General features: G+C 60.2%; 10 protein-coding genes. 6 read left to right on the top strand and 4 right to left on the bottom strand.

The window, feature by feature from the left end; all coding sequences use genetic code 11:
• Positions 1 to 7: 7 nt before the first annotated feature.
• The gene (mfd, locus tag JOE34_RS22180) at positions 8 to 3,460 is read right to left on the bottom strand and encodes a transcription-repair coupling factor (RefSeq protein ID WP_003415896.1); all 3,453 of its coding nucleotides are present in this window, start codon (positions 3,458 to 3,460) and stop codon (positions 8 to 10) included.
• A 190-nt stretch (positions 3,461 to 3,650) separates the two neighbouring features.
• Between mfd and JOE34_RS22175 the strand changes: the two genes are divergently transcribed.
• Positions 3,651 to 5,114, top strand: a complete 1,464-nt coding sequence (locus JOE34_RS22175) for a glyceraldehyde-3-phosphate dehydrogenase (RefSeq protein ID WP_003315085.1) — start codon at positions 3,651 to 3,653, stop codon at positions 5,112 to 5,114.
• A 145-nt stretch (positions 5,115 to 5,259) separates the two neighbouring features.
• Positions 5,260 to 6,522 (top strand): MFS transporter, encoded by a 1,263-nt coding sequence (locus tag JOE34_RS22170; RefSeq protein WP_024663044.1) that lies wholly within the window; start codon positions 5,260 to 5,262, stop codon positions 6,520 to 6,522.
• Between the two features lie 59 nt (positions 6,523 to 6,581).
• Here the strand turns inward: JOE34_RS22170 and JOE34_RS22165 are convergent, their stop codons facing one another.
• Positions 6,582 to 7,874 (bottom strand): MFS transporter, encoded by a 1,293-nt coding sequence (locus JOE34_RS22165; protein WP_209996674.1) that lies wholly within the window; start codon positions 7,872 to 7,874, stop codon positions 6,582 to 6,584.
• 389 nt (positions 7,875 to 8,263) lie between these two features.
• On the opposite strand from JOE34_RS22165, the gene JOE34_RS22160 reads away from it, so the two are divergent.
• The gene (locus JOE34_RS22160; RefSeq protein WP_183133123.1) at positions 8,264 to 9,286 is read left to right on the top strand and encodes an FAD:protein FMN transferase; all 1,023 of its coding nucleotides are present in this window, start codon (positions 8,264 to 8,266) and stop codon (positions 9,284 to 9,286) included.
• Positions 9,287 to 9,451: 165 nt separating this feature from the next.
• A complete protein-coding gene (gene sthA / locus JOE34_RS22155) occupies positions 9,452 to 10,846 on the top strand; it encodes a Si-specific NAD(P)(+) transhydrogenase (protein WP_003315081.1) in 1,395 nt (464 codons plus the stop codon).
• Between the two features lie 42 nt (positions 10,847 to 10,888).
• On the opposite strand, the gene JOE34_RS22150 is transcribed toward sthA, so the two are convergent.
• Positions 10,889 to 11,611, bottom strand: a complete 723-nt coding sequence (locus JOE34_RS22150) for a glycerophosphodiester phosphodiesterase (RefSeq protein ID WP_063313648.1) — start codon at positions 11,609 to 11,611, stop codon at positions 10,889 to 10,891.
• Between the two features lie 44 nt (positions 11,612 to 11,655).
• Positions 11,656 to 12,243, bottom strand: coding sequence for a PilZ domain-containing protein (locus tag JOE34_RS22145; RefSeq protein ID WP_010426775.1), 588 nt, complete (start codon positions 12,241 to 12,243; stop codon positions 11,656 to 11,658).
• A gap of 102 nt (positions 12,244 to 12,345) precedes the next feature.
• On the opposite strand from JOE34_RS22145, the gene JOE34_RS22140 reads away from it, so the two are divergent.
• Positions 12,346 to 13,596, top strand: coding sequence for a lipoprotein-releasing ABC transporter permease subunit (locus tag JOE34_RS22140; RefSeq protein WP_003315078.1), 1,251 nt, complete (start codon positions 12,346 to 12,348; stop codon positions 13,594 to 13,596).
• A gap of 7 nt (positions 13,597 to 13,603) precedes the next feature.
• Positions 13,604 to 14,287 (top strand): lipoprotein-releasing ABC transporter ATP-binding protein LolD, encoded by a 684-nt coding sequence (gene lolD, locus JOE34_RS22135; protein ID WP_016567727.1) that lies wholly within the window; start codon positions 13,604 to 13,606, stop codon positions 14,285 to 14,287.
• Positions 14,288 to 14,347: the final 60 nt, after the last annotated feature.

Below are 14,347 nucleotides of genomic sequence, written 5' to 3'. Positions count from 1 at the left end.
GAATCCTTCAAGCAGTTTTCGGGGTCAGGCGCTCAAGCAGCGCTTCGATCGTATTGAAGCGCTCTTCCGGGCGCTCCATGGGAACCATGAATTTGAACAGCGTGGCACCTTCGAACTTGTAGCGGTTGGGCTGGCTCTGGATCAGCTTGATCAGGGTCAGTGGGTCAACCGGCGTCTCGGCCGCGAACTCGATACGGCCACCTTGCGGGCCACCGTCGATTTTCCGGATGCCGAGCTGTTCGGCGTGCAGTTTGAGCAGCGTGATACGCACCAGGTTCTTGGTCGGTTCCGGAAGCAAGCCGAAGCGGTCGATCATTTCGACCTGCAGGTCCTTGAGGGCCTCTTCGTCAGCGGCGTTGGCAATGCGCTTGTAGAGGATCAGGCGCGTGTGCACATCCGGCAGGTAGGCTTCGGGGATCAGTGCCGGCACGCGCAGGTTGATTTCCGGTCCGCCTCCCAATGGCTGATCGAGATTGGGCTGCTCGCCCTTGCGAATCGACTTCACCGCGCGCTCGAGCATTTCCATGTACAGGGTGAAGCCCACCGCCTGGATCTGACCGCTCTGGCCGTCCCCGAGCAGTTCGCCCGCGCCACGGATCTCCAGGTCGTTGGTGGCGAGCACGAAGCCCGCGCCAAGGTCCTGGGTGTTGGCAATCGCTTCCAGACGCTTTTCGGCGTCGTGGGTAATCTGTTTGCGTGGCGGCGTCAGCAGGTAGGCGTAGGCCTGGTGGTGACTGCGCCCGACGCGGCCGCGCAACTGGTGCAACTGGGCCAGACCGAACTTGTCGGCGCGCTCGATGATGATGGTGTTGGCGCTCGGTACGTCGATGCCGGTCTCGATGATGGTCGAGGCGATCAGCACGTTGAAGCGCTTGTGGTAGAAGTCGCTCATCACCTGTTCGAGTTCGCGCTCGCGCATCTGCCCGTGGCCGATGCCGATACGCGCCTCCGGCACCAGCTCGGCCAGGTCGGCGGCGCATTTCTCGATGGTCTTGACGTCGTTGTGCAGGTAATAGACCTGGCCGCCGCGCAACAGCTCGCGCAGCAGGGCTTCCTTGATGGTCGGCTTGTTCTGCTCCATCACGAAAGTGCGCACCGACAGCCTGCGCGCCGGTGGCGTGGCGATGATCGACAGGTCACGCATGCCAGACACGGCCATGTTCAGGGTGCGCGGGATCGGCGTTGCGGTCAGGGTCAGAATATCGACCTCACTGCGCAGCGCCTTGAGCTGTTCTTTCTGGCGCACGCCAAACCGGTGTTCTTCGTCGATGATCACCAGACCGAGGTTCTTGATCTTGACGTCATCCTGCAACAGCTTGTGCGTCCCGATAACGATGTCGATTTTGCCCTCGGCCAGATCGGCAACCGCGGCGCTGACTTCCTTGGCCGACTTGAAGCGGCTCATCACCTCGACGGTCACCGGCCAGTCGGCGAAACGGTCGCGGAAACTGTTGTAGTGCTGCTGGGCGAGCAGGGTGGTCGGCACCAGAATGGCCACCTGACGCCCGCCATGCACGGCGATGAAGGCGGCACGCATGGCCACTTCGGTCTTGCCGAAACCCACGTCGCCACAGACCAGACGATCCATCGGCTTGGGCGCCAGCATGTCGGCGCGCACGGCGTCGATGGTGGTTTGCTGATCCGGCGTCTCTTCGAACGGGAAGCCTGCGCTGAAGGTCGCGTAATCGGCTTTCGGGTCGGCAAACGCATAGCCTTCGCGGGCTGCGCGACGCGCGTAGATATCCAGCAGCTCGGCCGCCACGTCACGGACTTGCTCGGCAGCCTTGCGTTTGGCTTTTTGCCAGGTTTCCGAGCCCAGGCGGTGCAGCGGCGCGGTTTCGTCGTCGCTGCCGGTGTAACGGGCAATCAGGTGCAGGTTGGCGACCGGGACGTACAGCTTGGCGTCTTCGGCGTAGGCCAGCATCAGGAATTCGGCGACCTGGTTTTCGACTTCCAGCGTCGCAAGCCCCAGATAACGGCCTACGCCATGATCGATGTGCACCACCGGCGCGCCTTCGCGCAGCTCGGTGAGGTTCTTGATGACTGCGTCATTGTTGCCGCCGTCGGTGCGTTTTTCGCGGCGACGGCGCTGCATGACGCGTTGGCCGAACAGCGGGCTTTCTGCGATCAGCGCCAGGGCTGGTTGTTCCAGCAGCAGGCCTTCGTCAAGCGGCGCGATGGTGATTGCCAGCCGGTCCTTGCCGTCGACGAAATCCAGCCAGCTGTCGACGGTTTTGGGGCGCAGCTTGAGACGTTCGAGCAGTTCCAGCAGCACTTCGCGGCGTCCGGCGGACTCGGCGGTGAACAGCACGCGACCGGGGAAGTCATCCAGAAACCTCGACAGGGCCGCCAGTGGTTGAGTGGCCTTGGCTTCGATGGACAGGTCCGGCAGGGACTGCGCCGGGAAACGCTCGCGTCCGGCACCGGCGTCGACATCCTGCTGGCTGGCGACCACGCGCGGCCAGTTTTTCAGGCGCGCGAAGCAGTCTTCCACCGGTAGAAACAATTCTGCGGGCGGCAACAGCGGCCTTGCAGGGTCGACGCGGCGTTCTTCATAGCGATTGCGCACGTCGTTCCAGAAGTTCTCGGCAGCCTGTTCGATGCCCGGCAGGGAGAACACCTGGGTGTCCTGCGGCAGGTAATCGAACAGCGTCGAGGTTTCCTCGAAGAACAACGGTATGTAGTACTCGATGCCGGCAGGTGTGATGCCGCTGCTCAAGTCCTGGAAAATCGGGCTGCGCCGGAAGTCCACGTCGAAGCGCTCGCGAAAGCGCGCCTTGAAGCGTGTGACTTCTTCTTTCTGCAAAGGGAATTCACGGGCGGGCAACAGGCGCACCGACTCGACCTTGTCGATAGAGCGCTGGGTGTCCGGATCGAAGGTGCGCAGCGTTTCGATTTCATCGTCGAACAGGTCGATACGAAACGGCAGTTTGCTGCCCATCGGGAACAGATCGATCAGCGCCCCGCGCACGGTGAACTCGCCATGTTCGTAGACCGTGTCCACATACCGGTAGCCGCTGGCTTCCAGGCGCGTACGCATGGCTTCCACATCGAGCTTCTGGCCGACATCCAGCACCAGGCTGCTGCCGAGCAGAAATTTGGTCGGCGCCAGTCTGTGTAGGGCGGTGGTGATGGGGACTACCAAAACGCCATGCTCCAGTTCCGGCAGGCGATAAAGGCTGGCAATGCGCTGGGAAATAATGTCCTGGTGCGGCGAAAACAGGTCGTAGGGCAGGGTTTCCCAGTCCGGGAAGTGCAGAACCGGCAGCGTAGGTGCAAAAAACTTCAGCTCTTGCTCGAGCCGCTCGGCGCTTTGGCTGTCGGCGGTCAGGAGCAGGGTGAAGCGCTTGGCCGCGCTGGCGGCTTCGGCAATGGCCAGGCTCAGTGTGGCACCGGGAAGATTGCCCCAGTGTTGTTTGCCTGCAGCGGCAGAAAGATGCGGTAGACGCAGAACTGGCACGGGAAGGTCGGGCTCCAGGCGTTGCAACAGGGGCGGCGATTGTAACGGGGGAAGGTGGTGGCTGTCAGTTTTCCGGAGTATTACCGAGTATTTACGGGCGAAAATTATGTAGTGCGTGTCGATATGACAGCTGTGCATTGCTCATAAACAAAGGCGCGGTCATAATGTAGCCCCTTTTTTCAGCCCCTACATGTGGAAGGTTCCCGTGACTCAGAAGCCCGACCAGTGTCTTGGTGAATGGATTGATCGTGAAGCTCTCGCCGAAGCGATGATCCCGCTCATCGGTCAGCTCTACCGCAATAATAATGTGGTGAGCTCGATCTATGGCCGTAGCCTGATCAACCGTTCAGTCATCGCGATTCTCAAAGCTCACCGCTTTGCGCGTCATCGTCAGTCCGATGCGGTTGAGTTGTCCGTACACGAGACGTTCCCGCTGATCAAAGCGATGAGCGAACTCAAACTCGGTGCCGCTTCGGTGGACCTGGGCAAGCTGGCCGTGAAGTTCAAGACCGAAGGCAATGGCCGCACGCCAGAGCAGTTCGTTCGTGAGGAACTGGCCAGTGTAGTGGGTCAGCAGGGCACCAGCCCTCGCAAGGGCACTGACGTCGTGCTGTACGGTTTCGGTCGTATCGGTCGCCTGCTGGCGCGGATCCTGATCGAGAAGACCGGTGGTGGCGACGGCCTGCGTCTGCGCGCCATCGTGGTCCGCAAGGGCGCGGAAAACGATCTGGTCAAGCGCGCGAGCCTGCTGCGCCGTGACTCGGTTCACGGTCCGTTCGATGGCACTATCACCATCGACGAAGCCAATAGCACGCTCACCGCCAACGGCAACCTGATTCAGGTGATCTACGCCAAGAACCCTTCCGAGGTGGATTACACCCAGTACGGTATCAAGGACGCCCTGCTGGTGGACAACACCGGTGTATGGCGTGATGCCGAAGGTCTGGGTCAGCATCTGGCCTGCCCGGGCATCGACCGTGTGGTCCTGACCGCGCCGGGCAAAGGCAAGCTGAAGAACATCGTGCACGGTATCAACCACGGTGAAATCACCGCGGACGACAAGATCGTCTCGGCGGCCTCCTGCACCACCAACGCCATTGTGCCGGTGCTCAAGGCGGTCAACGACAAGTTCGGCATCACCAACGGTCACGTCGAAACGGTTCACTCGTACACCAACGACCAGAATCTGATCGACAACTTCCACAAGGGCGACCGTCGTGGTCGCAGTGCTGCGTTGAACATGGTCATCACCGAAACCGGTGCGGCTACCGCGGCTGCCAAGGCATTGCCTGAGCTGGCCGGCAAGCTGACCGGCAACGCGATCCGTGTTCCGACGCCGAACGTGTCCATGGCCATTCTCAACCTCAACCTCGAGAAGCAGACCACTCGCGAAGAAATGAACGAGTACCTGCGCTACATGGCGCTGCACTCGGACCTGCACAAGCAGATCGACTTCGTGAACTCGCAGGAAGTGGTCTCCACTGACTTCGTCGGCTCGCGTCACGCCGGTGTCGTGGACGCCGAAGCCACCATCGTCAACGACAATCGCGTTGTGCTGTACGTCTGGTACGACAACGAATTCGGTTACAGCCATCAGGTGGTTCGCGTGATGGAAGACATGGCAGACGTCAATCCGCCAGCTTTCCCGCAGTAAACGTTGAACGCTTGAGCTGTCCGGTCTGACCGGGGCAGCAGATAAACGGGCCGAACCCTGCGCAAGCAGGCTTCGGCCCGTTTTGTTTTGTGGCGGACCATGAGAATCTGTCACGCGCAGATTTCTGGACGATGGAGTATCAAGGATGAGCAGTTCGGCCCTGGACGGTTCGCAACACCCCCTCAAAAGCAGCTTCTTCCTGCTGTTTCTGACGATCTTCATCCCCTTCGGGCTGGGGCATTTCGTTTCCTACCTGTTTCGTACCGTCAACGCAGTGATCTACGTCGACCTGCAAACCGACCTGAGCTTGCCCGCCAGCAGTCTGGGTTTGCTGACTGGTGTGTACTTTCTGACTTTCGCCGCCGCACAGATTCCGCTCGGCGTCCTGCTGGACCGCTATGGGCCACGCAGCGTTCAGGCGCCGATGCTGCTGTTCGCGGTCGCCGGCTCGGTCATCTTCAGTATTTCCAGCACCGAGACAGGGTTGTTGATCGGGCGAGGGCTGATTGGCCTGGGGGTAGCGGGCTCGCTGATGAGTGCGATCAAAGCGTGTGCCATCTGGTTGCCGGTCGAGCGTTTGCCGCTGAGTACCGCCTGCCTGCTGTCGATTGGCGGGCTGGGGGCGATGGCGTCAACCACGCCATTACATGCGCTGCTGAGCTGGTTGACCTGGCGAGAAGCGTTTCTGGTTCTGGCGCTGCTGACCTTGTGTGTGGCGGTGGTCATACACCTCAGCGTTCCCAAAGCCTACGAGAGCAAAAAAACTCGTTACAGCGATATGTTTGCCGCGGTCGGCAAACTGTACTCGTCGTGGACGTTCTGGCGTCTGGCGCTGTACTCGGTGTTCGCGCACGCCATCTACATGTCGGTACTGTCTCTTTGGATGGGGCCGTGGCTACGCGATATGGCGGGCTTGAGCGATTCCGGGATGGCCAATGTGCTGTTGTTCGGAGCTATCGCGATGGTGGCGGGATCCCTGACGTTCGGCGCGATCACCGATTATCTGCGCAGGTTCGGCGTGCAGCCAATCATGATCTGTGGCACCGGTATGCTGATCTTTATCGGTTTTCAGGCGCTGATGACCAGCGGCTTGCCAGTATCGCCCTATCTGGTTGTCATGGGCTTCAGCTTCTTCGGCACCTCGACGACCATGAACTACGCCATTGTGGCGCAATCGGTATCACCGGAACTGGCGGGCAGGGTGAGTTCTTCATTCAATCTGGTGGTGTTCGTGCTGGCGTTTTTCCTCCAGTGGTTGATGGGAGTCGTACTTAATCTATGGCCAGCGTCCCAGGGCGCCGGTCACTCGCTCGAGGCCTACCAGTGGTCGTTGGGCCTCATGATTGCGCTGCAATTGCCTGGCGTGCTGCTCTGGCTCAGCTTTCGTCCCTGGAAACGCAAGGTCTGAAAACGCAAAACCCCGGCCGAGAGACGCTCGAGCCGGGGTTTTCTTTTGCGATGCAGCGATCAGCTGGCTGAAGCCGCCACAGGCGCTTCAAGCTTTTGCCCGCCCTTGCGGAACAGCACCAGCGTGGCCACCAGGCCCAGCACTGCTGCGCCGGTCAGCCAGATGCCTGGCGCTGCCTTGTTGCCCAATTCGTGAATCAGGTAAGTACAGGCCGCCGGGGTGAAGCCGCCGAAGGTCGCGGTCGCCAGGCTGTAGGCCAGCGAGAAACCCGTTGTGCGGACTTCGACCGGCATGATCTCGGTCAGCGCCACGACCATCGCGCCGTTGTAGGAGCCGTACAGAAACGAGAACCACAGCTCGACCATCAGCAGATTGCCGAAGCTCGGGTGTGCAACCAGCCACGACAGGGCGGGGTAGGCAGTGGCGATGGCCAGCACGGTCGCGGCAATCAGCAGCGGCTTGCGGCCGATGCGATCGGAGAACGACCCCATGATCGGCAGCCAGATGAAGTTGGACACGCCCACGCAGACCGTCACCAGCAGACTTTCCAGGTCGGTCAGATTCAGTTCGTTCTTGCCGAAGGTCGGGGTGTAGGCGGTGATCAGGTAGAACGACACCGTGGTCATCACCACCAGCGCCATGCCGCCCAGCACCAGACCGAAGTTCTGGCTGATGGAGCGCACCACTTCACGCAGCGTCGGGCGATGCATGCGGGCTTCGAACTCTGGTGACTCTTCCAGCGAGCGACGGATGATGAAGATGGCCGGCACGATCAGGCAGCCGATCAGGAACGGCACGCGCCAGCCCCATTCGCCCATCTGCTCAGGGCTCAGCCAGTGGTTCAGACCCACGCCCAGCAAGCCGGCGAAGACCACGGCGGCCTGTTGGCTGGCGGACTGCCAGCTGACGAAGAAGCCTTTACGGCCTGGTGTCGAGATTTCAGCCAGGTACACCGAAACGCCGCCCAGTTCCACGCCTGCAGAGAAACCTTGCAGCAAACGACCGAGCAGCACCAGCAAGGGTGCAATGACACCCAATGTGGCGTAGCCCGGCACGCAGGCAATCAACAGAGTGCCCATTGCCATCATCGCGAGGGTGATAATCAGCCCTTTGCGACGCCCGTGACGGTCGATGTAGGCACCGAGAAAGATTGCGCCCAGAGGACGCATCAGGAAGCCCGCGCCGAAGGTCGCCAGCGACAGCATCAACGAAGCGAAAGCGCTGTCGGAAGGGAAGAAGGTTTTTGCGATGGCCGTGGCATAGAAGCCGTAGACCATGAAATCGAACATCTCGAGGAAGTTACCGCTGACAACGCGAAAGATCGCTTTGCCCTTACTTGTTGTGGAGGCCATTTAGTTACTCGCTCAGGCTCGTCGGCTTGGAGTCCGTTGTCGTTTTTATCCCGTTCGCATCGCCATTTCGTGTGTGCTACTGGCGATGCGCACTTGTAACAGTATGTGTAACAGGGCTCAAAGACAACCGTTTCGGCGATTTGCTATCAGTTAACTGACGCTTGACAGGTCAAGAATATGGAAATCGTGCGGCGTGTCATTTTTATGAAACTTTATGAAACTTGATGAACAGGCAGGGCGCGCAGGGAGCATAAGTGGCCGTCGACCACTAATATGCCGGTCGGCCTTGTGTCGGGGCGGTTCATGGGGTGTCAGGGCAGGTATGGACGCTTTTCTGTCTTGTTCGCCAATGGCAGCAAGTCACTCTGAAGGTTTTTATAGTGCGGGGCATGGGTTTGCGTAGGTTTGGCAAGGTTGCAGGGTGCCTCGTGTTGCTGGTGTGCAGTGGTTGTGGTCAGGAACGCAAGCTGGAAAGCTTTGGTGGGCCGACCATGGGCAGCCATTATTCTGTGGTGTATGCGCGCGCCTCCGGGCAGCCAGAGCCTGCGGCTGTGCGTCCGCAGGTTGAAGCGATTCTGGACGAGGTCGATCAGCAGATGTCGCTTTGGCGCACGGATTCGGATATCGAGCGCTTCAATGCATTGCCTGCCAATAGCTGCCAGGTGATGCCGGAACCGGTCTTGAAAATGATCGGCGTGGGCGAACAGCTGGCGCAGGAGAGCGACGGTGCCTTCGACCTGACGGTCAAGCCGTTGATGGACCTGTGGGGGTTGGGGCCTCATACGCTGTTCGAGCAGATGCCGCTGGTGCGGCAACTGGCCCGGACTCAGACGCTGGTCGGTTATCGCAACCTGCGCATCGTCGGCGACCGGTTGTGCAAGAGCGCCGCGGTGCAAGTCGACCTCAACAGCATCGCCGCGGGTTATGCGGTAGATCGCATCAGCGAACGGCTGGACGCGCTTGGCTTGCACGATTATCTGGTGCAGGCCACAGGTGAGCTGAAAGTCAGTGGGCTCAAACCCGACGGCTCGCCCTGGCGGGTGACCCTGGACGCGCCCCTCGATGATGGCACTGTCACGCAAAAAGTATTTCCGCTCGAAGGCTACGCCGTGTCTACGTCGGGCGACTTTCGGCGTTACACCGACCATGAAGGATGGCGCATTTCCGATACGATCGATGCCCTGACCGGCAAACCGATCAGCCACCGTCTGGCGTCGGTGACGGTCATTGATCCCTCGGCGCTGATGGCCGACGGTTTGTCCTCCCTGCTGTTGATTCTCGGCCCGCAGCGCGGCTGGGATTATGCGCAAGAACATAAAATCCCTGCTTTTTTTGTGATTCGTGCCGATAAGCGCTTTATCATCCGCAGCAACGCGTCGTTTGATCGTCTGGTTGTGGAGCAGCCGCGATAAGTCAACGTGCCGGATTATCCGGGCACTGGCGTCAGGTGCAGACAAAAATTGGCCTTCGACGCGACCAAGGGTTAATGTTCGCCGCCTCGGTGCAGCGTTAGACTGCGCCGCGTGATTTAGCCAGAGATGCCAAAGTGGCGCCTCGGTCTGTTTAAAGGAGTACGCATGGCTGTCTACAACTACGACGTAGTGGTACTGGGTTCCGGCCCTGCCGGAGAAGGCGCGGCAATGAACGCCGCCAAGGCGGGGCGCAAGGTCGCCATGGTCGACAGCCGTCGGCAGGTGGGCGGCAATTGCACCCATTTGGGCACCATTCCGTCCAAGGCCCTGCGTCACTCGGTCAAGCAGATCATTCAGTTCAACACCAATCCCATGTTTCGTGCCATCGGCGAGCCGCGCTGGTTTTCGTTTCCGGATGTGTTGAAAAACGCCGAACTGGTCATCTCCAAGCAAGTGGCCTCGCGCACCGGTTACTACGCCCGCAACCGTGTCGACGTGTTCTTCGGCACCGGCAGTTTTGCCGACGAGACCAGCGTCAACGTGGTCTGCACCAACGGTGTGGTGGAAAAGCTGGTGGCCAACCAGATCATCATCGCCACCGGTTCGCGCCCTTATCGGCCGGCCGATATCGATTTCAGTCACAAGCGTATCTACGATAGCGACACTATCCTCAGCCTGGGTCATACCCCGCGCAAGCTGATCATTTATGGTGCCGGTGTGATCGGCTGTGAATACGCCTCGATCTTCAGTGGCCTTGGCGTGCTGGTCGAGCTGGTGGATAACCGTGATCAGTTGCTGAGCTTCCTGGATTCGGAAATTTCCCAGGCACTGAGCTATCACTTCAGCAACAACAACGTGATGGTTCGCCACAACGAAGAGTACGAAAAGGTCGAAGGCCTGGATAACGGCGTTATCCTGCACCTCAAGTCCGGCAAGAAGATCAAGGCCGATGCCTTGCTGTGGTGCAACGGCCGTACCGGCAACACCGACAAGCTGGGTCTTGAGAACATCGGCCTGAAGGCCAACGGTCGTGGTCAGATCGAAGTGGACGAGACTTACCGTACCAGCGTCTCCAACGTCTACGGCGCCGGCGATGTGATTGGTTGGCCAAGCCTGGCCAGTGCTGCTTACGACCAGGGTCGTTCGGCAGCGGGCAGCATGGTCGACAATGGCAGCTGGCGTTATGTCAACGATGTGCCGACCGGGATCTACACCATTCCCGAGATCAGCTCGATCGGCAAGAACGAACACGAACTGACGCAGGCCAAGGTGCCTTACGAGGTGGGCAAGGCGTTCTTCAAGGGCATGGCGCGTGCGCAGATTTCCGGGGAGCGGGTCGGGATGCTGAAAATCCTGTTCCACCGCGAGACGCTAGAGGTGCTGGGCGTGCATTGCTTCGGTGACCAGGCGTCCGAGATCGTGCACATCGGTCAGGCAATCATGAGCCAGCCGGGTGAAGCGAACACCATGAAGTACTTCGTCAACACCACGTTCAACTACCCGACCATGGCCGAAGCCTATCGGGTAGCCGCATACGATGGCCTCAACCGGCTTTTTTAAGCGACTCCGGCCGGTGGCCTGAGCCGGCCGGGGAGACCGATTTCAGAGATTCCCGAGCGTGGCGGTGGCCAAACCGGGAAAGTCTGTAATCAGGCTGTCGACGCCGAAATCAGCGAGCCTGCGCATCAGTGCAGGTTCGTTGACTGTCCACACCGACACATGCAGGCCCTGACGCTGTGCTTTCTGCAGCCGCTCCGGGGTACACAGTGTCCAGTTCAAAGCCAGAATTTCACAGCCGTAACTCTGGGCGACCTTCAGCGGGTCGAGCCAGGCGTATTCGGCCACCAGCCCGCGCGCGATGTCCGGCGTCAGGTCGAGGGCGGCGCGCAGCACTTGGCGAGAACTGGAGGTGATCGTCACCTTGTCCAGCAAGCCATGGCGCTGAGCCATTTCACGAATCGCCAGCACGGTGTTGGCGGCGCGAGTGCGTGAAGCGCTTTTGACTTCCAGCTGCCAGTGCTCGAAATCGCATTGTTCGAAGAGCTCTTCCAAGCGTGGAATCGGGCACGGCGAGACCCAGCCAGGGCCACCCTTGCGCGCGTCATACGTCACCAGATCGTCTGCCAGGTGTTCGTTGACCTTGCCGCGTCGGTCGGTGGTGCGCTTGAGGGTCGGGTCATGAATGACCATCAACTCTCCATCCTTTGAAAGATGCAGGTCCAGTTCACAGCGGCGCACGCCGTGCTTGAGGCATTCCTGAAAGCTGGTCAGGGTGTTTTCCGGTGCTTCGCCCTTGGCGCCGCGGTGGCCGTAGATAAGGGTCACGTTTACTCCTGGCTACTACTGGTAGTGATAAAGAGGCAGGGTGTTCAATTTCCGGATGGCTGGCCCTGTTCCAGCGCCTGGCGCCGCTGCTGAGCCTGACGCTGCAACACGTGGCGGGCGAGTAACTGGCGCTGGGCGTCCGGGAGATTGACGAACTCGGTACTGATATCGAAATTGCCGTCTGCCAGCGTGTCACATTGGCAAACCCTGGCGCGCAGCATCAGACCCGCGGCCTGAGGCATCAGCACCATCTTGATCGACAGCTGTTCGCCCACTGTAAAAGCCTGTTGCGAATTGAACTGAATCCCGCCTTCGGACAGTTTGACCGGCTGGGGAGCGCCCAGCTTGCCCAGTGCGGTGTGGGCAACCACTTCGCCCAGCAGGTCGATGCGCTTGCTCAGCGACTTGAGAAAACTGTTCAGCACCCGGTCGCGCTCGTCGAGCTGGCGCATCAAATGCTGCGACTCGAACTCGCTCACGTGCAGCTCGCTGAGCAGGTCGAACAGCGTCGAGGTGTCCTGCATGGCATCCTGGCTTGCCTGGTCGGCGGCAGACAGGGGGTTAATTTCCAGTGCGACGCTGTCGTCGATACGGTAGTATTCGCGGCGTCCTGCTTCATCTAATGTCGACATGGCGAACCCAAGCTAGCGGCGGTGGTCAGAGAGTTTCGAGTGTAAAGCTGCACGTCAAGGCCCGCCACACGGACGTCCTCATTCCTGCGAACAAATTCCTACATGTTCAGACCTCTTTTTGTATTTATCGGCACGCGCTACACCCGTGCGAAGCGACGCAATCATTTTGTTTCCTTCATCTCCCTGACCTCCATGATCGGCCTCGCCCTGGGCGTTGTGGTCATGATAGTCGTGTTATCGGTGATGAACGGTTTCGATCACGAAATGCGTACCCGCGTGCTCGGCATGGTGCCGCACGCGACCATTGAATCGGCTGATCCGATCACCGACTGGCGCGGCCTGGCCGCGAAGGTTCAGGAAAACCCGCAGGTGCTGGCCGTTGCGCCGTTCACCCAGATGCAGGGTTTGCTGACCCACGACGGCAAGGTGCAGAAAGTGCTGCTCAACGGTATCGACCCGCTCGAAGAGCGCAAGGTCTCGATCATTGACCACTTCATCAAGCAGGGCCAGCTCGACAGCCTGTCGCCCGGCAGCTTCGGCATCATGATCGGCGACAAGGCCGCAGCCAAGCTGGGCGTCGGCATCGGTGACAAACTGACCTTCGTTGCACCTGAAGTGACGGTGACGCCGGCCGGGATGTTCCCGCGCATGAAGCGTTTCGAGGTGACCGGCATCTTTCACGTCGGCGCTGGCGAAATCGACGGTTTTCTGGGGCTGACCAACCTCGATGACCTGGGGCGTCTGCACCGCTGGAAGCCCAATCAGGTGCAGGGCCTGCGTCTCAAGTTCGACGACCTGTTCGCGGCGCCACGTACCTCGTGGGAAATCGCGCAGAAGCTGGGCGAAAACAATTTCTACTCGCGTGACTGGACGCGCACCCACGGCAACCTGTATCAGGCCATCCGCATGGAAAAAGCCATGATCGGTCTGTTGCTGCTGCTGATCGTGGCGGTGGCGGCCTTCAACATCATTTCCACGCTGGTGATGGTCGTCAATGACAAGAAGGGCGACATCGCGATTCTGCGTACCCTGGGCGCTACGCCGCGACAGATCATGGCGATATTCATGGTCCAGGGCACGGTGATCGGCGTGGTCGGCACGCTCATCGGCGCGGCGCTGGGTATTCTGGCGGCGCTCAATGTCAGCGCAGCCATTGCTGCACTCGAAGGGCTGATCGGCCACAAGTTTCTCAACGCCGACGTCTACTTCATTGATTACCTGCCTTCGCAACTGATGGCCCAGGACGTGTTCCAGGTCTGCGGTGCGGCGTTGGTCCTGAGTTTCCTCGCCACCCTGTATCCCGCCTGGCGTGCTGCGCGCACCCAGCCGGCGGAGGCGTTACGTTATGAGTGAGTCGGGCATGTCTGATAAAGCAGTATTGAGTTGCCGCAACCTGGGTAAATCCTACGAGGAAGGCCCGGAGTCGGTGGTGGTGTTGTCCGGCCTGCAGCTGGAGTTGCACCCTGGCGAGCGTGTTGCGATCGTCGGCAGTTCGGGGTCGGGCAAAAGTACCTTGCTCAACCTGCTGGGCGGGCTGGACACGCCGTCCGAGGGCAGTGTCTGGCTGGCTGGCGAAGAGTTGTCGGCGCTGGGCGAAAAGGCTCGCGGCCTGCTGCGTAACCGGGCGCTGGGTTTCGTCTACCAGTTCCACCATCTGCTGCCCGAATTCACCGCGCTTGAAAACGTCTGCATGCCATTGTTGATCGGCCGAACGCCGATCCCCGAAGCCCGCAAGCGCTCCACTGCATTGCTGGAGCGTGTCGGCCTCGGTCATCGTCTGGCGCACAAGCCTTCGGAGCTGTCCGGTGGCGAGCGTCAGCGTGTGGCAATTGCCCGTGCCCTGATCAATCAGCCCGGTCTGGTAATGCTTGACGAGCCGACCGGCAACCTCGATCACCACACGGCGCAGGGCATTCAGGACCTGATGCGTGAACTGAGCACGTCGTCGCGCACGGCGTTTCTGATCGTGACCCACGACATGAACCTGGCCCGGCAAATGGACCGCGTCCTGCGTCTGGAAGACGGCCGCCTCGTCGAGGCCTGATCGACCCGGCCCGGCGCAATTCATCGCGCCGGGTTCCAGTTTTTATACGGTGTATTTTCC

Origin of the sequence: Pseudomonas sp. PvP028 (assembly GCF_017832255.1) — a bacterium.
GTDB lineage: Bacteria > Pseudomonadota > Gammaproteobacteria > Pseudomonadales > Pseudomonadaceae > Aquipseudomonas > Aquipseudomonas syringae.
Note: the sequence above shows the minus strand (reverse complement) of the source record. Positions and strands in the feature narration are given on the sequence as shown.